Raw genomic sequence first — 20,404 nt, 5'->3', positions numbered from 1 at the left:
CTTGCCCCGTGCTTTCATATGTCGGGGAGCGCGTCTTTTTTTGAACAAAAATAAGCAAATAAAAGTCTTTTTGTCTGCTTTATTAACCTGAGGTGAGCCTACGTGAAACCCGGTATTGATAAAGAAAAAGTAGTGAATATAGAAGAACGGATTCCCAAAATTAAAGAACAGCGAAAGCAAAAGGCAAACCGCCGGCTGATCACCTTTATTCTGCTCTTTTTCACGATGATGCTGATCATCATTTACCTGCAGACGCCGATCAGCAAAGTCTCGACGGTAGAGATTAAAGGAAACAAAAACGTTTCAAAAGACCAGATCATTTCCCTCTCTTCGATCCATAAAGGACAGACGGAATTCTGGAGTCTGAGCAAGCAAAAAGCCGCAGAAAAGATCGAGCAGAATAAACTGATCAAAAAAGCCGAAATTTCTAAACAACTGCCCAACAAAATCGCCATCTCCATCGAAGAGTATAAAAGCATTGCATTTTTGCAAAAACATAATGTGTACTACTCCGTGCTTGAAAACGGCACGGTGCTTCCTGAAGAGGTGACGCCGACTGACATCGGACCGACCCTTAATAACTGGGAGGAAGACGAAAAGCTCGTTCAAATGGCGAAACAGCTGAACAAGCTTTCCGATTCCGTGAAAAAATCGATTTCCGAGATCAACTATACGCCTCAAAAATCAAACCCCTGGCTGATCAGGCTGTATATGAACGACGGCTATATCGTGACAGCTTCGCTGAAAACGTTCGGACAGAAAATGAACAGCTATCCGGCGATCGTAAAAGAGCTTCCGAAAGGGGAAAAAGGGATTATCCATATGGAAGTCGCGACTTATTTTGAACCGCTGAAAAAAACGGATGAAAGCAAAAAGGGAGACGGAAATTGAAGAGGCACACAGTCAATCTTTCACTCGCCATGCTTGTCCTCGGCTTCCTGTTGTCTTTCTCCTATCAATTCGCAAGGGAAAACAAAGACCATGAAGAAACCGCCGAAAATTGGAAAGAAGAATATTCCCTGCGCGACCGGCTGATTTCCCAAGAAAAGCAAAATAAGAAGCTGGAACAGGAGCTTTACAAAAAACAGCAGGAAGTACAGAAAACAGAGACGGCTTTGAAAAAGGAAAAAAAAGAGTATTACAATATTGTGGAAGATGTTGAGAGGTACAGAATGTTCGTCGGGGAAATCGGCGTTCAGGGCGAAGGGATCAAAGTGACGCTGAAAGACGCTTCGTACATCCCAGAGGGTGAGAATGTCAACAACTATATCGTCCATGAAAGCCACATTTTCCGCCTGCTCAATGAGCTGTGGATTTCCGGGGCGGCCGCGGTGTCGATCAACGGACAGCGCGTGACACATCATTCCTACATATCGTGCAACGGCCCTGTCATTACGGTTGACGGCAACCAGTATCCGGCGCCGTTTGTCATTTCGGCCATCGGGGATGCGGATGTGCTGATGCCGGCGCTGAACATTGCAGGAGGGCTTGTGGACCAGCTGAGCCGCGATCATATTTCAGTCAGCATCGAAAAACAAGATAAAATCGAGATGGAGCCCCTTTTAAAGCAGGGGGAATGAACGTTGAAAAGTTGGTGGGCGGACGTTGAAGAAAAATAATCGTTTCATCAGTTTGAGCATCCTGATGCTCATTTTCGGCATTATGCTGTCCGTGCAGTTCAATTCGCTGAAGGCGCCGAAGGTCCGCGATACGCGGGACATTTGGGACCTCAGGGAGGACTTGAAGGAAGAACAGAAAAAACAGCTTGATTTGATCAGCGAAATTGACAAGTATGAAAAAATGCTGAACACATACAGTCATCAAGAAGAAACCTCGCGGACAAAAGCGTTGAATGAAACGCTTCAAAACTTAAAAAAACAGGCCGGCTTCACAGATGTTACAGGGAACGGAATCATCATCACCATTTCTCAGCTGTTTTCGGAAGAACTGACGGGAGAATCCATTCAAAATCCCCCTCCCGACCTTCTGAAAAAGCTGATTAATGAACTGAATATGTATGAAGCAGAAGAAATATCCATCAATGACAGAAGGGTTGTCAACACGACGGTGATCCGTGATATCAACGGAACAACCAAAATAGACGGATATCCTTTGGACAACTATCCGATAACGGTAAAAGTCATCGGCAAAAACGCCGATAAACTATATAGCCGAATGAATGCTTCATCCCTGCAGGATCTGTTCGCGGGAGAAAATCTGGATTTGCAAATCAAAAGGCCTGAAAAACAAATCAAAATCAAAGCTTACGAAGGTTCAATGCAAGTTGCGCCATTGAAACCGCTCGAAAAATCAAAAGGAGAGAATTCCTAATGTGGCTTCCGGTTTTAGGGCTTTTGCTCGGAATTACAATCGGGTTCAGCACGAATTTCACCATTCCGGATGAGTACTCAAATTATTTGTCCCTGGCGATTCTGGCATCGCTCGATACTTTGATCGGGGGAATAAGGGCCCATTTGGAAAGTGTATACGATGAACTAGTTTTTGTGACAGGCTTTTTCTTCAATATTATTCTCGCCATAAGTTTGGCTTTTCTGGGCGTTCATCTTGGTGTAGACTTGTATTTAGTCGGTATGTTTGCATTTGGCATGAGGCTTTTTCAAAACATCGCGGTCATCAGAAGAATACTGCTCGCCAAATGGACGGCCTCGAGGAGAAAAAATTAAAAAAAATCGGTTTTAAAAGAGGATATACATAGGATATCACGAATATTCACAGTAATCCTAAAACTAAAAACGAAGCGTATTGGTTTGTATTGATTGTTACACACTTGTAAAACCAGATTCATTGTATTGTTGTTCGGCAAATAATAGAATAGAATTGACTGAAATGTGAGGAGGTGCCATAGAATGAACAACAATGAACTTTACGTCAGTCTAGACATCGGTACGTCCAATATTAAAGTGATCGTCGGTGAAATGTCAGACGATTCTCTTAACATTATCGGAGTCGGAAATGTTCCCTCAGAGGGGCTGAAAAAAGGATCAATCGTTGATATAGATGAAACGGTTCATTCTATAAAAAAAGCGTTTGAACAAGCAGAAAGAATGATAGGTTTTCCGCTGACCCACGCGATCGTCGGGGTTAATGGGAACTACATCCATATTCAAGAAACGAACGGTGTTGTGGCTGTCTCAAGCGAGAATAAAGAAATCCACGTTGAAGACGTGCGCCGGGTGATGGAGGCCGCTCAAGTCGTTTCCATCCCGCCTGAACAGCTGATCGTCGATGTGATTCCGAGACAGTTTATCGTTGACGGAAGAGGCGATATCACAGATCCGAAAAAGATGCTCGGCGTCCGCCTTGAAGTGGAAGGATCGCTGATCACGGGCTCAAAAACGATTTTACATAACCTGCTCCGCTGTGTGGAAAGAGCGGGAATTGAAATAACGGATATTTGCCTTCAGCCGCTGGCTGCCGGATCTGTCGCTTTATCAAAGGACGAAAAAAACCTCGGAGTGGCTTTAATCGACATCGGGGGAGGATCGACAACGGTTGCCGTATTTGAAGACGGCCACCTTCTTGCGACCCGTGTCATACCCCTCGGAGGAGAAAACATCACCAAGGATATTTCAATCGGATTGCGCACCTCCACAGACGAAGCTGAGCGGGTGAAGAAGCAGTTTGGACATGCTTTCTATGAAGAAGCGTCTGAAGAGGAATCATTTGAAGTCGCCGTGATCGGGACGGACCAAAAGCAGACCTTTACTCAGCGGGAAGTCGCAGACATTATAGAAGCCAGGCTCGAAGAAATCTTTTTATTCGTGGCAGAGGAACTGCGGAACATGGGAATAAAAGAATTGCCGGGAGGGTTTGTGCTTACAGGGGGACAGGCTGGAATGCCGGGTGTCCTCAGCCTCGCACAGGATGTTCTTCAAAATAACGTCAGAGTGGCTAGCCCGAATTATATCGGTGTAAGAGAACCTCAATACATGACAGGAGTCGGCCTCATCCAATTCGCTTACCGCAACGCAAAAATCCAAGGCAGAAAAGTAGGTTTTAAGATGCCGGAACAAGCGGTTCAGGAAGTCGCGGCAACTCATCAAAAAGAAGTGCAGCAGCGACCGAAGCCAAAATCCAAGCAGCAGGCTCAAGCTGAGAAAAAGCCGAGCAAAATGAAGAAAATATTTAACTTCTTTTGGGAATAGAGATTAGTCATTCGACGGATTAGGAGGATTTAGCATGTTAGAGTTTGAAACAAATATAGACGGCTTAGCATCGATTAAAGTAATAGGAGTAGGTGGCGGCGGTAACAATGCCGTCAATCGGATGATCGAAAATGACGTTCAGGGAGTCGAGTTTATCGCAGTCAACACGGATGCTCAGGCTCTTAACCTTTCAAAAGCGGAAACGAAAATGCAGATCGGTGCGAAGCTGACGCGCGGGCTCGGCGCCGGAGCCAATCCGGAAGTCGGCAAAAAAGCCGCAGAGGAAAGCAAAGAACAAATTGAAGAAGCGCTGAAAGGTGCAGATATGGTGTTCGTCACAGCCGGAATGGGCGGCGGAACAGGAACGGGCGCAGCACCTGTCATCGCACAAATCGCAAAAGACCTGGGCGCATTGACTGTCGGCGTTGTCACAAGGCCGTTTACCTTTGAAGGAAGAAAAAGACAGCTTCAGGCGGCAGGCGGTATTTCAGCAATGAAGGAAGCCGTCGACACCCTGATCGTCATTCCGAATGACCGTCTTCTTGAAATCGTCGATAAAAACACACCGATGCTTGAAGCGTTCCGCGAAGCGGACAACGTTCTCCGCCAAGGTGTTCAGGGCATTTCAGACCTGATCGCAACACCTGGACTGATCAACCTTGACTTTGCCGACGTCAAAACGATCATGTCCAACAAAGGTTCCGCACTGATGGGTATCGGTGTAGCGACAGGTGAGAACCGCGCTGCAGAAGCCGCTAAAAAAGCTGTTTCCAGTCCGCTGCTTGAAACGGCGATTGACGGCGCCCAAGGCGTGCTGATGAACATTACAGGCGGAACCAACTTAAGCCTTTACGAAGTTCAGGAAGCAGCAGACATCGTTGCAGCTGCATCTGACCAGGACGTCAACATGATCTTCGGATCTGTCATCAATGAAAACTTAAAAGACGAAATCGTCGTTACGGTCATCGCGACCGGCTTTATCGAACAGGATCAAGATGCAACAAAGCCGCAGAGACCTTTAAACCAAGGCTTAAAACAGCATCATCATCAGCCTGCTCCGAAACGGGAGCCGAAGCGCGAGGAGCCAAGCATGCCGCACCGCAGTCCATCTCAGCCTGCCGAGGATACGCTTGACATCCCGACTTTCTTAAGAAACCGCAATAAACGCTAAAACGTCTACAATACATTGGAAAGCTGCCGACAATAAGTCGGCGGCTTTTTTTATACCCTGGACCTAGCCGCAGATCCTCCTCCAAAAGCATCAATTGTCATCCTGATGGAAGCAGCTCCCTCAAAAGCCTCGCATCTAATCTCTCTCTTTTATCCCGGATATACGGATTTTCCTTTTGTCTTGTCATCTGGCCGAACTATAAACGGTGAACAAGTCATATGTAAATAGAACGAATTTGAAACCGATAAAGGAAAAATGACAAAATACGACAATATCTATAAGTCTTTTCTTTTACCATTATTAATAGTTTCTGTTTCTAGACAAAGAAACGCAAGAAACGACTATATTTGCTATTGCTTAAAGGAGGATCTCATGTGAAGAAAAAGCCATTATTCCGCACATTCATGTGCGCTGCACTCATCGGTTCACTTCTCGCTCCGGTGACCGTGCAGGCTGAAACAGGCACGGCAGCGAAGACCAAGGAAGAAAGCAAAATATCAAGCGCTCTTTACAAACGTTTTGAGAAAGAAGATAAAGTGACTTTTTTAATTAAAATGAAAAACCAGGCGAATCTTCAGCAAGCGGCAACAGCAGCTGAAAACCGGGCGAAAGCAAGCGTTATGACAGTGAAAAAAGTAAAAGAAATCAAACGTTCAGCCGTGCTGACTTCCCTGCGTACAAAAGCTGAGAGAACGCAAAAAGACTTAAAATCGTTTTTGGAAAAAGAAGAGAAAAAAGGAACAGCTAAGCGAGTGGAATCTTTCTATATTGTAAACGGCATCGCCGTGACGGCAACAAAGGATGTTATGGAAAAAGCGGCTTCATTTCCGGAGGTTGAAAAGGTGCTGCCCAATCAAAAAATTAAGCTGGGCAACACCGAAAAACCTACGGTAGAATCGAAAACATCCGCGGATCGCACCCCTGCTTCCAACATTCAGCAGGTTCATGCGCCGGATGTCTGGAAAAAGCGCTATAAAGGCAAAGGAGCCGTCGTCGCTTCGATTGACACCGGCGTTGAGTGGGATCATCCGGCATTGAAAACAAAGTACAGGGGCTACAACCCTTCTAAACCGAACAGTCCCGACAATGAGTTCAACTGGTTTGATGCGGTAAGTAATAAGAAAACGCCATATGACGACTTGGGCCACGGCACACATGTGACAGGCACAATGGTCGGCTCAGAAGCCGGCGGCAAAAACCAGATCGGTGTCGCGCCGACAGCGAAATGGATTGCTGTCAAGGCCTTTTCAGAGGACGGCGGAGATGAAAAATCCCTTTTGGCTGCAGGAGAATGGATTTTGGCCCCGAAAGATGCGAAAGGAAAAGCGCACCCTGAAAAGGCTCCAGATGTCGTCAACAACTCTTGGGCAGGGGAACGCGGACTCAATGAATGGTATTTGGATATTGTCAAAGCTTGGCGGGCAGCTGATATCTTTCCTGCATTCGCAGCAGGCAATGTCAGCAAATTCGAACCGGGCGGACCGGGTTCAGTTGAAAACCCGTCCAACTATCCGCAATCTTTCGCGATAGGCGCAGTTGACAGCACAAACGCGTTAGCCGACTTTTCATTGCAAGGGCCTTCACCATATGGCGAAATCAAGCCCGATCTTTCCGCCCCGGGCGTCAGCATCCGCTCTGCTTATCCGGGACACAAGTATGCTGCAATAGACGGAACATCGATGGCAACCCCGCATGTATCCGGCATCGTCGCTTTAATGAGGGAAGCCAATCCGGACCTCACAGTCGATGAAATCGAGCGCATCCTGCTGAATACGGCGACGCCTCTGACTGACAAAACGTTTAAAAAATCGCCGAATAACGGCTACGGATACGGCTTGGTCAACGCTTTAAAAGCTTTTGACGCAGCTAAAAAAACTAAATGATAAAAAAGGACAAAACCGCTTAAAGGTTTTGTCCTTTTTTTATCTAATTTTAAACATGACCTTGACAAATACCGACAAAAAAATTAACCAGTTTTTACTATATTTAAGTTACATCAAAGTCAGACAAGGCATCCACAAGGAGGGGAGGACGGACAAATCCAGCCAATTTCATAAAAAAGGGGGATGTTCATTTGAAAAGAAAGCTGAGAAAAAAGGCGTTTTCCACCATTTTAAGCGGTTTATTAATCGGCTCGCTGTTCATGCCCGCCGTTTCAGATGCCGCGGCAAAGCCTGCGCTTACTTCCATGAAAGAACAAGCAGCTGCAGGTAAGGAAAAAATTTCGAAATCTCTTGTCAAACAGTTCAAAAAAGAAGATCAAGTCACATTTTTGATTAAACTGAAAGATCAAGTCGATACACCAAAAGTGGCCAAGCAGGCGGAAAAGAATGCAAAGAAAAAATCGCTGAGCGCGGCTAAAACAGAATATCAAAAGCGCTCGGCTGTTGTCTCCGCTTTAAGAGTCAAAGCGGATGAGACACAAAGTGATCTAAAACGTTATTTAAAAAAGCAGGAAAAACAGGGGAATGTAAAAAAAATCCGATCCTATTATATTGTTAACGGGATGGCCGTCCATGCGACGAAAGAGGTTATGGAACAAGTAGCGGCTTTTCCGGAAGTAGAGAAAGTGCTCCCGAACGAAAAAAGGCAGCTGATCAAACCGGCTAAACAGTCTGTGAAAAAATCAGCAGCTAAGGATGAAAAAGAAATCGAATGGAATATCAATCGAGTCGACGCACCCAAATCCTGGAAAATGGGATATGACGGAACGGGCACGGTTGTCGCGTCGATTGATACGGGCGTGCAGTGGGATCACCCAGCCTTAAAAGAAAAATACCGCGGATATGACCCGCAGCAGCCTGATCAGCCTAATCACGAATTCAGCTGGTATGATGCGGTGTCAGGCGCTTCTGAACCGTTTGACGATCTGGAGCACGGCACGCATGTAACCGGGACGATGGTCGGCTCTGAGCCTGACGGTCAAAACCAAATCGGTGTGGCGCCGGGAGCGAAGTGGATTGCCGTGAAAGCTTTTTCAGATGACGGCGGAACGGACGAAGACCTTCTTGCGGCGGGTGAATGGATTTTGGCGCCGAAAGATAAAGACGGCAACCCGCACCCTGAAATGGCTCCGGATGTTGTCAATAACTCGTGGTCAGGGGGAGCCGGGATTGATGAGTTTTACAGGGATATCGTAAAAGCGTGGCGTGCTGCCGGCATCTTCCCTGAGTTCTCTGCGGGGAACGCCGATTTCACCAATCCGGGAGGACCTGCTTCGATTGCCAATCCGGCAAACTACCCCGAAGCGTTCGCGACCGGAGCGACAGACATCGATAATCGCTTAGCCGATTTTTCACTTCAAGGTCCTTCCCCGTATGATGAGACCAAGCCTGAAATAACAGCACCTGGTGTCAACATTCGCTCTTCTGTGCCTGGAAGCGGCTATCAAGACGGCTGGGACGGCACTTCAATGGCAGGACCGCATGTCGCAGCAGCCGCAGCTCTTATCAAACAAGCCGATTCGTCGATCACCGTTGATGAGACCGAAAAGATATTGATGGAAACTGCAACACCGCTCACAGACAGCAAATTTACCGAATCGCCGAACAACGGATACGGCCACGGGCTCGTGAACGTGTTTGATGCGGTGTCCGCTGTCACAGACGGGTTGGGCAGAGCGGAAGGACAAGTCGGAAAAGAAGGCGAAGACAAAAATCCGCCGGTCTTAAACCATCAAGAAATCAATGAAATTTTCTCAGGCTCGGAAACGCCTCTTACAGTTGATGTGGAAGACGATGTCAGCATCATATCGGTCAAATTGAGCTATAAAACGGATGCTTCCGATTGGGAGACGATCGCTGCCAAACAAACTTCCGGCGATTATAAAAAAGGAACATACGAGGCAGCCTTATCCGTTTCTGAAGGAAAAGTCCTTTCCTACAAGTGGATTGTCACTGACTTCGGAGGAAACAAAACGGAATCCAAAGTGTACGAAATCCCGATTTCCCCGGCTGTGACAACAGGGTATAAACAAGATTTCGAGAATTCCGCCAACGGCTGGATCACATCAGGCGTGAAGAATTCATGGGAGCGAGGAATTCCTCAGTCAGGCCCGAATGCCGCAGCATCGGGAAAAAACGTATTCGCAACAAATCTGACAGGGCCGTATGAAAGTTCGGCCAATATGAATCTTCTCATGCCTCCTGTCAGCGTTCCAAAAAATCAAAAGCTTTATCTCACATACAAATACTGGCACGATATTGAGGAGGACTTTGATTACGGCTTCGTTTACGTACAGCCTGAAGGGAAAGATGAATGGATCCAGGCTGCTGAGTACAGCGGCAGGACGTCAGAATGGAAAGACGGACAGATCGATTTGTCGGAATACGGGGGACAGACCATTAAGATTATGTTCAACCTTCAATCTGACGACAGCATTGAGGGTGACGGGCTGTATATCGATGATGTAGCGCTTGTGAAGGAAGTGAAGAGCGCTGGTACGAAAAAACGACTGGGCGTTGAAAAACAGCCGGCCAAAATAAAGGATAAGAAAACGAAGAAACAAACGATTGATCCGAAAAAAGCAAAACCGGCAGAAGCCGTTCAAGAACATCCTGAGACGCAAAAAGCAGCTCCTGCGGCTCTTCCGGTGCGGGCTCAGGTCAGCGTGCAGGAGACGGGCAAGTCGACATATTCCAACCAGGCAACAGGCGCATACAGTTTGGCTCATGCACCTGGAACCTATACGCTGAAAGCAGAAGCGTACGGATATGAATCGAATGCCCAAACCGTAAAAATTGAGGCAAACAAGACAACGACGGCAGACTTTGTCTTAAAAGAACTGAAGAAAGGGACGCTCACCGGAACGATAAAAAATAAAAAAACGGGTGAACCTGTCCGACACGCAAAGCTGTATATCGTTGAAGATGCATCTGTAAAACCAGTTCAGACGGACGACGACGGGAACTATTCATTAACGGCCTATGACGGCTCGTATACGGTAAAAGTCTCTGCAAACGGATATTACAGCAGCGAGTTTTCCGTTGATTTAAAAGGAGATGTCTCGAAAGATATCGAGCTCGATCCTTTCATCGGCTATCCGGGGGAAATAGGCTATGACGACGGAACCGGGGAAAACGCCTGGGCTTTCTATGAATCCGGCAACGGGCTGGCCGTTAAAATGACGCTTGAAAACGGGCAGGAAAAAGCCATGCTGAAAGGCGGTTTGTTCAAATTCTGGGATACAGAATTCCCTGATCCGGGCGGCACTGATTTTGCAGTCGAAGTCTACGATGCTTCGGGTGAAAAAGGCTCTCCGGGCAAAAAAATCGCCGGCCCGTTCAAGGCTGAAGCGCTCCGCACAGGTGAATGGACGACCGTTGATTTGGGTGACGAAGCCATCATCGTCGGAAAAGACTTTTACCTCGTGTACGTCCAGACAGAAGATCTGGCCAACTCACCTGGACTTGCTACAGACGAAGACGGGGAATATTCCGGCCGCAACTGGCAGTATACGGACGGCTCATGGTCAAAAGCGCCATCAGACCAAGGCAACTTTATGATCCGCGCTTTGGTCGACTATGAATTGGCGGTGCCTGTGATCACGTCTCCTAAAGACGGATTCATCACCAACAAAAAGAACGCTGTCATCGAAGGAACATCGTCTCCGAACACGACCGTTCATCTCTTTAACGGGGATGAAGCAGCCGGAACAGCGGAAACGGCGGCAGACGGCACTTTCTCAATAGAGATTCCGTTGAATAAAGGGGAAAATGTGATCACCGCAAAATCGTCATCGGCTTCCGGATCGACGGATGCTTCAGAACCGGTCCGGATCGTCCTTGACCAGAAAAAACCGAAGCTTACCATCGACACGCCAGAAAGCGGCTCAAATCTCAATAAAGAGACCGTCACTGTGAAAGGAACAGTATCAGACGACCACTTAGAATCGGTTCATGTAAACGGCAAAAAAGCGGCTGTTGACAATGGCGAATATTCTGCGAGGATTATGCTTGACAACGGCAAAAATGAAATCAAAGTAACGGCAGCAGATGCGGCAGGCAACAAAACGACCAAAAAAATCACGGTAGATGTCAACTTTGAAGCGCCGCAAATCACCGGTTTGAAACCGGCCGAAGATCTCGAGCTCAAAACGGGAGAAACCGTGAAAATCGAGTTTGAAAGCGCCGCTGATTTGGATGCTGTCTTTGTGATCAGAATGCCGCTTACCAATTTCAAAACGGCCGCCCAAAATGTAACGGAGCTGCCGATCAGAGAAGTCTCAAAAGGCAAATATGAAGGATTTTGGACCGCGACTTCAACCGCAAAAGCAAAAGGAGCGGAAATCGAGGTCATCGTCCGGGATAATTACGGCAATGAAACGAGGCAAACGGCAAAAGGCAAACTGTACATCAATGAAAAGCTGAAATAAAGGTGAAAAGGCGCTGTCTTTAATGGCAGCGTCTTTTTCGTTTTATGATCGACAAATTCAGTACGAAAACTTCAAAAAATGTACGATTTGCGCAACATTAATTGACAGACTTTACCTTTGGGCTTGATTTATACTTAGGAAAACACACTAAGGTCATCGAGCCGCAGAAAGGGGACGGATGTGGAAATCTATTTAGATGCGATATGGCTGTTAAACTTTTGTTTTGACTTGCTGCTTTTAATGATGACCGCATTTATTTTAAAGCGAAGGGTTAAAAAGCGGAGGCTGATCTTAGGGGCGTTTGTCGCGTCAAGCATCGTTCTGTTTATGTTTACACCTTTTTCGCCGTACGTCCTTCATCCTGCAGGCAAACTGTCGTTTTCAGTTGCGATCGTTTTTGTGACATTTGGTTTTAAGCGGTTCCGATTTTTTTTGCAGAATTTGTTTTCTTTTTATTTTGCCACTTTTTTAATGGGAGGGGGGATTATCGGAGCGCATTCTTTGCTTGAAACGGATTCGATCATGGAAAACGGCGTCTTTATGACGAATTGGTCCGGTTTTGGAGACCCCGTCAGCTGGCTGTTTGTCGGTGTGGGTTTTCCGGCTGTATGGCTGTTTTCAAAAAAGCGTTTTGAAGATGCTGAAGCGAAGAAAATCCAATACGAAGAACGCGTCCGCCTAGAGGCCGGCATTGATGAACATACGCTTCATTTCACCGGATTGATTGACTCCGGTAACCAGCTCTACGACCCAATCACAAAAACGCCCGTCATGATCGTCAATATTGAAAAATTGAAAGGTGTATTGGGAGAAGAGGCGAGTGTGATCATCAAGGAAATGAGCCCGCTTGATGCCGTCGGGAAACTTGATGAAACACTGCCTTATATCGGGCGGATCCGCCTGATTCCGTACCGCGGGGTCGGCCATCAGCATCAGTTTCTGCTCTGCTTAAAGCCGGATCATGTGCTCATTTGTACGGAAAGAGAGGTGATTGAAGCGCCGAAATGCCTGATTGGCATCAGCACATCACCGCTTTCCGCTGACGGCGAATTTGACGCCATCGTCCATCCGAAAATGCTGACCGGAAACCCGGTCAAACACGTTTCTTAAACTTGAAGGCTGTTACATTATCATACTCCTGAAGACGTTTATTTAGAAGGGGGAGGAAGATGAAAAAACTAAAATTAAGGTTAACCTATCTATGGTACAAACTTTTAATAAAACTGGGGCTGAAAAGCGACGAAATTTATTATATCGGCGGAAGTGAGGCGCTGCCCCCGCCATTGTCAAAAGATGAAGAGCAGGTGCTTCTCCATAAGCTGCCTGACGGTGATCAGGCGGCACGAGCGATTTTGATTGAACGAAATCTCAGGCTGGTTGTCTACATCGCAAGAAAATTTGAAAATACCGGCATCAATATCGAGGATTTAATCTCCATCGGCACGATCGGCCTCATCAAAGCGGTGAATACCTTTAATCCCGAGAAAAAAATCAAACTGGCTACATATGCTTCCAGATGCATTGAAAATGAAATTTTGATGTATTTAAGAAGAAACAATAAAATTCGCTCAGAGGTATCATTCGACGAACCGCTGAACATCGATTGGGACGGAAATGAACTGCTTCTTTCAGATGTGCTCGGAACAGAAAACGACATCATTACAAAAGATATCGAAGCAAACGTTGATAAGAAGCTGCTGAAAAAAGCGCTTGAACAGCTGAATGACAGAGAAAAACAGATCATGGAGCTCCGCTTCGGGCTTGTCGGAGGAGAAGAAAAAACGCAAAAAGACGTTGCCGATATGCTCGGCATCTCCCAGTCATATATTTCCCGGCTTGAAAAAAGAATTATTAAAAGGCTGCGAAAAGAATTCAACAAAATGGTTTAATTTTTTTATGAAATTTGAAGCGTTGACAGTCAAGGGTTTTCGACTCGATCTTCTTATTTTTGGAAATTGGTGATGCATATTTTTCCCACCCGAGGAGATACTGAACTTTGTACAGCAGCTCCTGTAGGGAGGGAAAAAAGTGTCAAGGAATAAAGTTGAAATCTGCGGGGTTGATACATCAAAACTGCCCGTACTGAAGAACGAAGAGATGAGAAAGTTGTTCAAGCAAATGCAGGATGAAGGAGACACAACAGCAAGAGAAAAGCTTGTTAACGGCAATTTGCGCCTTGTCTTAAGCGTCATTCAAAGGTTTAACAACAGAGGAGAATATGTTGATGACTTATTCCAAGTCGGCTGCATCGGACTAATGAAATCAATTGATAATTTTGATCTGAGCCACAATGTTAAGTTTTCAACATATGCTGTACCAATGATCATCGGAGAAATCCGCAGATATTTGCGCGATAACAACCCGATCCGCGTCTCACGGTCACTCAGGGATATCGCGTACAAGGCGCTGCAAGTGAGAGAAAGGCTGATCAGTGAGACAAGCAGGGAGCCGACGGCTCAGGAGATTGCTAAAGAGCTTGAAGTGTCCCATGAAGAAATCGTTTTTGCGCTTGACGCCATTCAAGATCCTGTATCTTTGTTTGAGCCGATTTACAATGACGGAGGAGATCCGATTTATGTCATGGATCAAATCAGCGATGAGCGCAACAAGGATTCGCAATGGATCGAAGAGCTCGCCTTAAAAGAAGGCATGAGACGGCTGAATGAACGGGAAAAAATGATCCTCAGAAAACGCTTCTTCCAAGGTAAGACGCAAATGGAAGTCGCTGATGAGATCGGAATCTCCCAAGCCCAGGTCTCAAGGCTGGAAAAAGCTGCCATTAAACAAATGAATAAGAACATTCACTAAGCCGCAGTCAATCTGCGGCTTTTCACATGCTAAAAATGGAAAATGCATCATTCACTTTGTTAAATAAATAAGCTATAATAAAAGAATTATATTTTAATTTATCAGAATATTTACATAAAAAAGGAGGATTTCAGATGGTTCTGCAGCTTGAGCGTGCTTCACTAAAACGAAACGGAGAGTGGATATTAAAGGATATTGATTGGACGGTGAAAAAGGGTGAGCACTGGGCGTTATACGGATTGAACGGAGCCGGCAAAACCGCTCTCTTGAACATGCTGTGCGCTTATTATTTTCCGACAACAGGAAAAGTCACCGTGTTAGGCCGTGAATTTGGAAAAACGGAACTGGGCGAAATGCTTCGGCGAAAAATCGGCCTTGTATCAGCGGCCTTGCAGCAGAAGCTTTATCCTGAAGACAGTGCATTTGAAATTGTCTTAAGCGGCGCTTTCGCTTCGATCGGCCTTTATGAATCGCCTTCACAGTCTGTCAGGGAGAAAGCGATCGCCCTCTTGGAGGAATTCGGCTCCATCCATTATGCGGACAGGAGATATGAAACGCTCTCCCAAGGGGAAAAGCAAAAGGTGCTGATCTCAAGGGCCTTGATGGCCGATCCTGAGCTGCTGATTCTCGACGAGCCTGTCACCGGTCTTGATTTCATTGCGAGGGAGCAGGTGCTGGAGACGGTTGAACAAATTGCCAAAAAAGACAGTGCACCATCCATGCTTTACGTTACACACCATGCAGAAGAAATTCTCCCCGCTTTCAGCCAAACGCTGCTGTTGAAAAAAGGGGAAGTGTTTGCATTGGGAAAGACAAGAGAGATGATGTCCGGCGAGGTTCTCTCCGAATTTTTCGATATGCCAGTCCAGGCTGTATGGACGGACGGCAGACCGTATTTGTCCAAGAAAAAGCCTGCGAACCTCAACGTTTAAAACAGCTGATGTCTTTGGCAGCCTCCTTCCATGGAGGCTCTTTTTCAGCTTTCCTCATCTTAAAGAAGCTGGTAAGATATAAGAGAACGTCATGTTAAAAAGGAGTTCATCATGATGATCATCCAATTCATTCGCTACAGATAATGAAAGGTATAGACAAACGCTTAAACCATCCACACCTACGGCTTTGAAAAATGCCGAAGGAGCGGGTTTATTTGTCTATGCCTTTTTCATTGATCTAAATGCGAATGAATGAGGTGTAACAATGATGAATAAAAAGTTAAAAAGAGCATCGCTCATGAAGAGACATGAAGCGATGTTTCAGTGCCCGATATGCACAGCGAACATGGCGGTCACTGATTTAAAAAGCCTGATCTGTGCAAGCGGACATACGTTTGATATCGCAAGAGGAGGATATGTCAATGTCACGACGCATTCTCCTTCTGTTAAATATGATAAAGATTTATTTGAAGCCAGAAGAATGGTCGCAGCCGCCGGCTTTTTTGAACCGCTTAGCGGCGCGTTGACAGACCGTCTCGAACAAGCCGGCTTCCCGTTTTGCAACTTTGCCAGCATCCTCGATGCCGGCTGTGGGGAAGGTTCGCATTTGGCGCGGATCGCTGAAATGCTTCAAGCGCGTTCCGGAACGCCTGTCCTTGGAGTCGGGCTGGATTTGGCGAAAGCCGGGATTGTGTCGGCGACTAAACAAAAAAGAGAGGCGATCTGGTGTGTCGCTGATCTGGCTGCCGCACCGTTTCGGAATCGTTCATTCAACGCGATCCTCAATATATTGTCGCCTTCTAATGACGCGGAATTCGAGCGGCTGTTATCGGATGACGGCATCGTTTTGAAAGTGATTCCGAAAAGCGGCCATCTGAAAGAACTGAGGGGATTTTTGTACGACGGCTTGGACAAACAAGCCTATACGAGTGAGGATACGGCTGAGCGGTTCTCGTCTCATTTTGATCTGATCGACAGAACGGAGATCGCCTACAGCAAACGTTTAGACCAAAACCTCCTCCCGTCGCTTATCAAGATGACGCCTTTATCATGGCGCGCGGAAAAGGAGCGGATCAATGCCTTTTTAAAGAAGGAATCCGCTGTTATGACCGTCCATCTCGACATTTTAGCCGGCAGGAAAAAAACGAAATAAACCACTGAAAAGGCAGTCTAAATAAAGGACTGCCTTTCATATAATCTTAAAAGGACATTTGATCAGAGGAGGGTGCGGTGGACATGATGAATATTTCTGATTTTCAAATAAAGGATGTCGTCAACGTATCAAACGGAAAAAAGCTCGGCAGCATCGGCGATATCGATATTAATGTAACGACAGGCAAAATACAGGCGATCGTCATCGGAGGGACGGGGAAAGTTTTCGGATTTTTCGGAAAAGAAGAGGAAATCGTCATTCCGTGGCGAAATATTGTTAAAATTGGAGAAGATGTAATTCTTGTGCGTTTAAGCTGATCAAGCATATGAGATGATGCTGATCAATCGGCGGGCCCTTATCCGCCTGAAATCGTTGTGAACGGTGAGACCGTCTGTAAAAACGGGAATAAATGTTGCAAACAATACATTTCGTTTAGTTTTTTGAAACGAAACTAAACGAATGCATTAAGATGTGTTAAAATAGGAGCGATATGATGAAAGACTACGATGTTTGTCGAAAGGCTGATCACCATGAATACATATAACCCCTTTCGTCTTGATGCTCCGTCAATGCTTTTGATTGAGGAATGGAATCAGACGGCGGAAACCGGCGGAGCCGTCACAGCCGGATTTACGACAAAAAACGGCGGAGAAAGCGAACCGCCTTTTCACTCATTGAATACAGGGCTGCACGTTCAGGATCATGAACAGCATGTCATCAATAACAGAAAAAAGGTTGCCGACATCCTAAAAACGGATCTGCACGACTGGGTATTTGCCGATCAGACGCATGAAGACCGGATTCAAAAAGTGACGGATGGCGTTCGCGCCAGCGGCGCTTTCGGATACGATACGGCGCTGAAGGCTACGGACGGACTTTATACAGACAGGCCAAATCTGTTTTTGGCGCTTTGCTTTGCCGACTGCGTTCCCGTTTATTTTTACGATCCGGTCCGCTCGCTGGCCGGAATCGCTCACGCGGGCTGGAAAGGCACTGCACTCGGGATCGCCGCCAGCATGGTTGACACGTGGGTCAGCCGGGAAGGATCAAATCCCGCAGACATCCACGCCGTGATCGGGCCTGCGATCGGCGCGTGCTGCTACACTGTCGACGATCATGTAATAGACAAAATCAGAAATCTTCCTCTTCAACAAGAAGACAAAGCCTTTTTGACGATAAAAGAAGGGGAGTACCGTCTCGAATTAAAAGAAGTGAACAGGCAGCTGCTTGTACATGCCGGAATTCCAAACGGCCAGATCAAGGTGAGTTCCCTTTGTACGAGCTGCGAGCGTTCACTGTTTTTCTCCCATCGGAGAGACCGGGGAAAAACCGGACGGATGATGTCCTTCATCGGATTAAAGGAGGTATAGCGTACAGGTGGATGTAAAAAGCAATTTACGACATATAAATGACAGGATCAACGAAGCGTGTATCAAAGCGGGAAGAAGGCCCGACGAAATATCCGTCATCGCTGTCACGAAATATGTTTCCCCGGAACGGGCGCAGGCAGCGCTTGATGCAGGAATCAGGCATTTGGGAGAAAACCGTGATACCGGGCTGCTTCACAAGCTCGACGCTTTGAAAGACAGCGATCCGGTATGGCATTTTATCGGAACCCTGCAGACGAGAAAGGTAAAAGCAATCATTGATCATGTCTCATATATCCATTCTTTAGACAGGCTTTCACTGGCCGATGAGATTCAGAAGAGGGCAAAAAAACCGATTGACTGTTTTGTTCAGGTCAACATATCCCTTGAATCTTCAAAACACGGCATGGCAAAAGAAGAAGTGCTTCCTTTTGTAAAAAAACTGTCTGCATATGAAAACATCCGGATTGCGGGATTAATGACGATGGCTCCTTTTACGGATGATGAGACGGCAATCAGAAACTGTTTTCGCTTGCTGAGAGAGCTGCGCGACGAGGTTCGCGGGCTTGATCAATGGAACGCCCCGTGCAGCGAGCTTTCGATGGGGATGTCTAACGACTATACGATCGCAGTCGAGGAAGGCGCGACATTCGTCAGAATCGGATCTTCCTTAGTCGGAAATGAAACTGGAGGTGGACAATCATGAGTTTGAAAAACAAATTTAAAAACTTTTTTTCCTTGGATGATGAGGAATATGAATACGAGTATATTGAAACAGACAGGGAAGAAATCCCTGAAGAGCATGAATCAAAAGACAGAACCGCCTACCAGTCTAAAGCGGCTGGGAAGCAGAATGTCGTAAGTTTGCAAAGCGTTCAGAAATCTTCTAAAGTAGTATTAAGTGAGCCTCGGGTGTACGCGGAAGCCCAGGAAATCGCAGACCATATCAAAAACCGCCGCGCCGTCGTCGTGAACCTGCAGCGCATTCAGCACGATCAGGCGAAAAGAATCGTTGATTTCTTGAGTGGAACTGTATATGCTCTCGGCGGCGATATTCAGCGGATCGGAGCGGACATCTTTTTATGCACGCCTGAGAACGTCGATGTATCCGGCACGATTTCCGAGCTCATAGAAGAAGAACATCAGAGGTGGTAAATCGCAGATGATCCTATTTTATATTTATAGAGTTTTAAGTATTCTTCTAACCGTTTATTCGTTTGCGCTCATTATTTACATTTTTATGTCTTGGGTGCCTAATGCAAGGGAGTCTTCATTCGGCCGGGTGCTAGCTTCACTTTGTGAGCCTTATCTCGAACCGTTCAGAAGGATCATTCCTCCGCTCGGGATGATTGATATTTCTCCAATCGTGGCGATTTTTGTCCTGAAATTCGCAGATGCAGGGCTTCTTGCGGTTTTCAGAATGCTCGGCGCTTTTTAAAGACATCATGCCGATTTCCCGTAAGGACTTGCCGGCGGCAGCGGCACCGTTTTTCAGGAGCGTGCCTTCAATCTTTGCGGGCCGAGTATCGGGCTTGGCTGTAGGCCAGGCCTCTTTACATAGAAAGGAAAGACAATGAGCGATATTTACCAGCATTTCAGAAAAGACGAAGAGCCGTTTATCGACCAGGCTCTTGAGTGGAAAAGAATCGTGGCGGAACAGTACCGGATGAAGCTGACCGATTTTTTGGACCCGCGGGAACAGGTGATCCTGCAATCTGTCATCGGTCAGTCGGACGACGTCAGGCTTGAATTTTTCGGGGGCTTCCCTGAGGCCGAACGAAAGAGGGCTGTGTTATTCCCCGAATATGCCGAGCCGTCTGCCGAAGATTTTCAGCTTCAAGGCTGGGAAGTCATCTATCCGCAAAAATTTGCCACCATCGAGCATCGCGAGCTTCTCGGCTCATTGATGGGCATCGGATTGAAGCGCCAAAAGTTCGGCGACCTGATCTTTTCGGACGGGACATGGCAGTTTATCTGTTCGGAAGAAGTCGCTGATTTTGTTTTCACGCAGCTGACACAAATCGGCAAAGTGAAAGTTTCCCTTGAAAAAATTCCGATTTCAAAGCTTAAAGTACCGGAGCAGGATGTCGAAATAAGGGATGATACGGTTTCATCTTTGAGGCTTGATGCGATTTGCTCGGCAATGAGCAGGCAATCCCGGCAGAAAGCACAGGTTCTCGTGAAAAACGGCCTCGTGAAAGTGAACTGGAAAGTCATCGAAGACCCTTCATATGCGCTGGCGGAAGGGGATATGGTTTCGATCCGGGGGTTTGGCCGCTTCAGGATGAAAAACATTGACGGCAAAACGAAGAAGGGCAAATGGAGATTGACGTTTGAAAAACAAAAATGACGCGTTTTAACAGTTTTTTCTCCGCCCGGTCGAATTTTGCTTTATAATGTTGACTAGGACAAGTGTACATAAAGAAAAATAATG

Annotated in this window: 19 protein-coding genes; all 19 read left to right on the top strand. The window is 46.5% G+C overall.

Annotated features, from left to right (window positions below; all coding sequences use genetic code 11):
- Positions 1 to 102 precede the first annotated feature (102 nt).
- The 19 genes from BTA31_RS05705 (at position 103) to BTA31_RS05615 (ending at position 20,320) form a co-directional block, all read left to right on the top strand.
- Positions 103 to 891, top strand: coding sequence for a cell division protein FtsQ/DivIB (locus BTA31_RS05705; protein ID WP_020451304.1), 789 nt, complete (start codon positions 103 to 105; stop codon positions 889 to 891).
- Positions 888 to 1,580 carry a DUF881 domain-containing protein gene (locus tag BTA31_RS05700; protein WP_043927577.1) on the top strand — a complete coding sequence of 231 codons (693 nt, stop codon included), beginning with the start codon at positions 888 to 890 and terminating at the stop codon, positions 1,578 to 1,580. The genes BTA31_RS05705 and BTA31_RS05700 overlap by 4 nt, the downstream gene beginning before the upstream one ends.
- Positions 1,581 to 1,605: 25 nt before the next feature.
- Positions 1,606 to 2,331, top strand: a complete 726-nt coding sequence (locus tag BTA31_RS05695) for a DUF881 domain-containing protein (RefSeq protein WP_003181557.1) — start codon at positions 1,606 to 1,608, stop codon at positions 2,329 to 2,331.
- Positions 2,331 to 2,684 (top strand): small basic family protein, encoded by a 354-nt coding sequence (locus BTA31_RS05690; protein ID WP_065644076.1) that lies wholly within the window; start codon positions 2,331 to 2,333, stop codon positions 2,682 to 2,684. Before BTA31_RS05695 ends, BTA31_RS05690 begins: the two co-directional genes overlap by 1 nt.
- 183 nt (positions 2,685 to 2,867) lie before the next feature.
- Positions 2,868 to 4,166: a cell division protein FtsA gene (gene ftsA / locus BTA31_RS05685; RefSeq protein ID WP_076789653.1), complete on the top strand. Its 1,299-nt coding sequence runs from the start codon at positions 2,868 to 2,870 to the stop codon at positions 4,164 to 4,166.
- A 34-nt stretch (positions 4,167 to 4,200) separates the two neighbouring features.
- Positions 4,201 to 5,337 (top strand): cell division protein FtsZ, encoded by a 1,137-nt coding sequence (gene ftsZ / locus BTA31_RS05680; protein WP_065644078.1) that lies wholly within the window; start codon positions 4,201 to 4,203, stop codon positions 5,335 to 5,337.
- 374 nt (positions 5,338 to 5,711) lie between these two features.
- Positions 5,712 to 7,220: a S8 family serine peptidase gene (locus tag BTA31_RS05675; protein WP_076789649.1), complete on the top strand. Its 1,509-nt coding sequence runs from the start codon at positions 5,712 to 5,714 to the stop codon at positions 7,218 to 7,220.
- 191 nt (positions 7,221 to 7,411) lie between these two features.
- Positions 7,412 to 11,710: a S8 family peptidase gene (locus tag BTA31_RS05670; RefSeq protein WP_076789647.1), complete on the top strand. Its 4,299-nt coding sequence runs from the start codon at positions 7,412 to 7,414 to the stop codon at positions 11,708 to 11,710.
- A 180-nt stretch (positions 11,711 to 11,890) separates the two neighbouring features.
- Positions 11,891 to 12,820: a sigma-E processing peptidase SpoIIGA gene (spoIIGA, locus tag BTA31_RS05665; protein WP_076789644.1), complete on the top strand. Its 930-nt coding sequence runs from the start codon at positions 11,891 to 11,893 to the stop codon at positions 12,818 to 12,820.
- A gap of 59 nt (positions 12,821 to 12,879) precedes the next feature.
- Positions 12,880 to 13,599, top strand: coding sequence for an RNA polymerase sporulation sigma factor SigE (sigE, locus tag BTA31_RS05660; protein ID WP_006638262.1), 720 nt, complete (start codon positions 12,880 to 12,882; stop codon positions 13,597 to 13,599).
- Between the two features lie 139 nt (positions 13,600 to 13,738).
- Positions 13,739 to 14,518: an RNA polymerase sporulation sigma factor SigG gene (sigG, locus tag BTA31_RS05655; protein WP_003181576.1), complete on the top strand. Its 780-nt coding sequence runs from the start codon at positions 13,739 to 13,741 to the stop codon at positions 14,516 to 14,518.
- Between the two features lie 134 nt (positions 14,519 to 14,652).
- On the top strand, positions 14,653 to 15,450 hold the full coding sequence (locus BTA31_RS05650) for an ABC transporter ATP-binding protein (protein WP_076789641.1): 798 nt from the start codon (positions 14,653 to 14,655) through the stop codon (positions 15,448 to 15,450).
- A gap of 268 nt (positions 15,451 to 15,718) precedes the next feature.
- Entirely contained in the window at positions 15,719 to 16,603 is an 885-nt protein-coding gene (locus tag BTA31_RS05645) for a putative RNA methyltransferase (protein ID WP_076789746.1), read from the top strand.
- Positions 16,604 to 16,686: 83 nt separating this feature from the next.
- Complete coding sequence (locus tag BTA31_RS05640; RefSeq protein ID WP_011197962.1) at positions 16,687 to 16,920, top strand: YlmC/YmxH family sporulation protein; 234 nt, start codon at positions 16,687 to 16,689, stop codon at positions 16,918 to 16,920.
- A gap of 213 nt (positions 16,921 to 17,133) precedes the next feature.
- The gene (gene pgeF / locus BTA31_RS05635; RefSeq protein ID WP_076789742.1) at positions 17,134 to 17,973 is read left to right on the top strand and encodes a peptidoglycan editing factor PgeF; all 840 of its coding nucleotides are present in this window, start codon (positions 17,134 to 17,136) and stop codon (positions 17,971 to 17,973) included.
- A gap of 7 nt (positions 17,974 to 17,980) precedes the next feature.
- A complete protein-coding gene (locus BTA31_RS05630) occupies positions 17,981 to 18,676 on the top strand; it encodes a YggS family pyridoxal phosphate-dependent enzyme (RefSeq protein WP_076789638.1) in 696 nt (231 codons plus the stop codon).
- Positions 18,673 to 19,125 (top strand): cell division protein SepF, encoded by a 453-nt coding sequence (gene sepF, locus BTA31_RS05625; RefSeq protein ID WP_003181594.1) that lies wholly within the window; start codon positions 18,673 to 18,675, stop codon positions 19,123 to 19,125. Before BTA31_RS05630 ends, sepF begins: the two co-directional genes overlap by 4 nt.
- A gap of 7 nt (positions 19,126 to 19,132) precedes the next feature.
- Positions 19,133 to 19,408, top strand: coding sequence for a YggT family protein (locus BTA31_RS05620; RefSeq protein WP_043928151.1), 276 nt, complete (start codon positions 19,133 to 19,135; stop codon positions 19,406 to 19,408).
- A gap of 135 nt (positions 19,409 to 19,543) precedes the next feature.
- Positions 19,544 to 20,320 carry a YlmH family RNA-binding protein gene (locus tag BTA31_RS05615; protein WP_076789635.1) on the top strand — a complete coding sequence of 259 codons (777 nt, stop codon included), beginning with the start codon at positions 19,544 to 19,546 and terminating at the stop codon, positions 20,318 to 20,320.
- Positions 20,321 to 20,404: the final 84 nt, after the last annotated feature.

Source organism: Bacillus haynesii, from assembly GCF_001969855.1.
GTDB classification, from domain to species: domain Bacteria; phylum Bacillota; class Bacilli; order Bacillales; family Bacillaceae; genus Bacillus; species Bacillus haynesii.
This window is presented reverse-complemented; position numbering and strand designations above follow the sequence as displayed.

What these genes read in the sequence shown, in the direction of transcription:
- BTA31_RS05690 (WP_065644076.1), top strand. Translation starts at nt 2,331, where the DNA reads ATGTGGCTTCCGGTTTTAGGGCTTTTGCTCGGAATTACAATCGGGTTC.
- ftsA (WP_076789653.1), top strand. Translation starts at nt 2,868, where the DNA reads ATGAACAACAATGAACTTTACGTCAGTCTAGACATCGGTACGTCCAAT.
- ftsZ (WP_065644078.1), top strand. Translation starts at nt 4,201, where the DNA reads ATGTTAGAGTTTGAAACAAATATAGACGGCTTAGCATCGATTAAAGTA.
- sigE (WP_006638262.1), top strand. Translation starts at nt 12,880, where the DNA reads ATGAAAAAACTAAAATTAAGGTTAACCTATCTATGGTACAAACTTTTA.
- BTA31_RS05650 (WP_076789641.1), top strand. Translation starts at nt 14,653, where the DNA reads ATGGTTCTGCAGCTTGAGCGTGCTTCACTAAAACGAAACGGAGAGTGG.
- BTA31_RS05645 (WP_076789746.1), top strand. Translation starts at nt 15,719, where the DNA reads ATGAATAAAAAGTTAAAAAGAGCATCGCTCATGAAGAGACATGAAGCG.
- BTA31_RS05640 (WP_011197962.1), top strand. Translation starts at nt 16,687, where the DNA reads ATGATGAATATTTCTGATTTTCAAATAAAGGATGTCGTCAACGTATCA.
- pgeF (WP_076789742.1), top strand. Translation starts at nt 17,134, where the DNA reads ATGAATACATATAACCCCTTTCGTCTTGATGCTCCGTCAATGCTTTTG.
- sepF (WP_003181594.1), top strand. Translation starts at nt 18,673, where the DNA reads ATGAGTTTGAAAAACAAATTTAAAAACTTTTTTTCCTTGGATGATGAG.
- BTA31_RS05620 (WP_043928151.1), top strand. Translation starts at nt 19,133, where the DNA reads ATGATCCTATTTTATATTTATAGAGTTTTAAGTATTCTTCTAACCGTT.
- BTA31_RS05615 (WP_076789635.1), top strand. Translation starts at nt 19,544, where the DNA reads ATGAGCGATATTTACCAGCATTTCAGAAAAGACGAAGAGCCGTTTATC.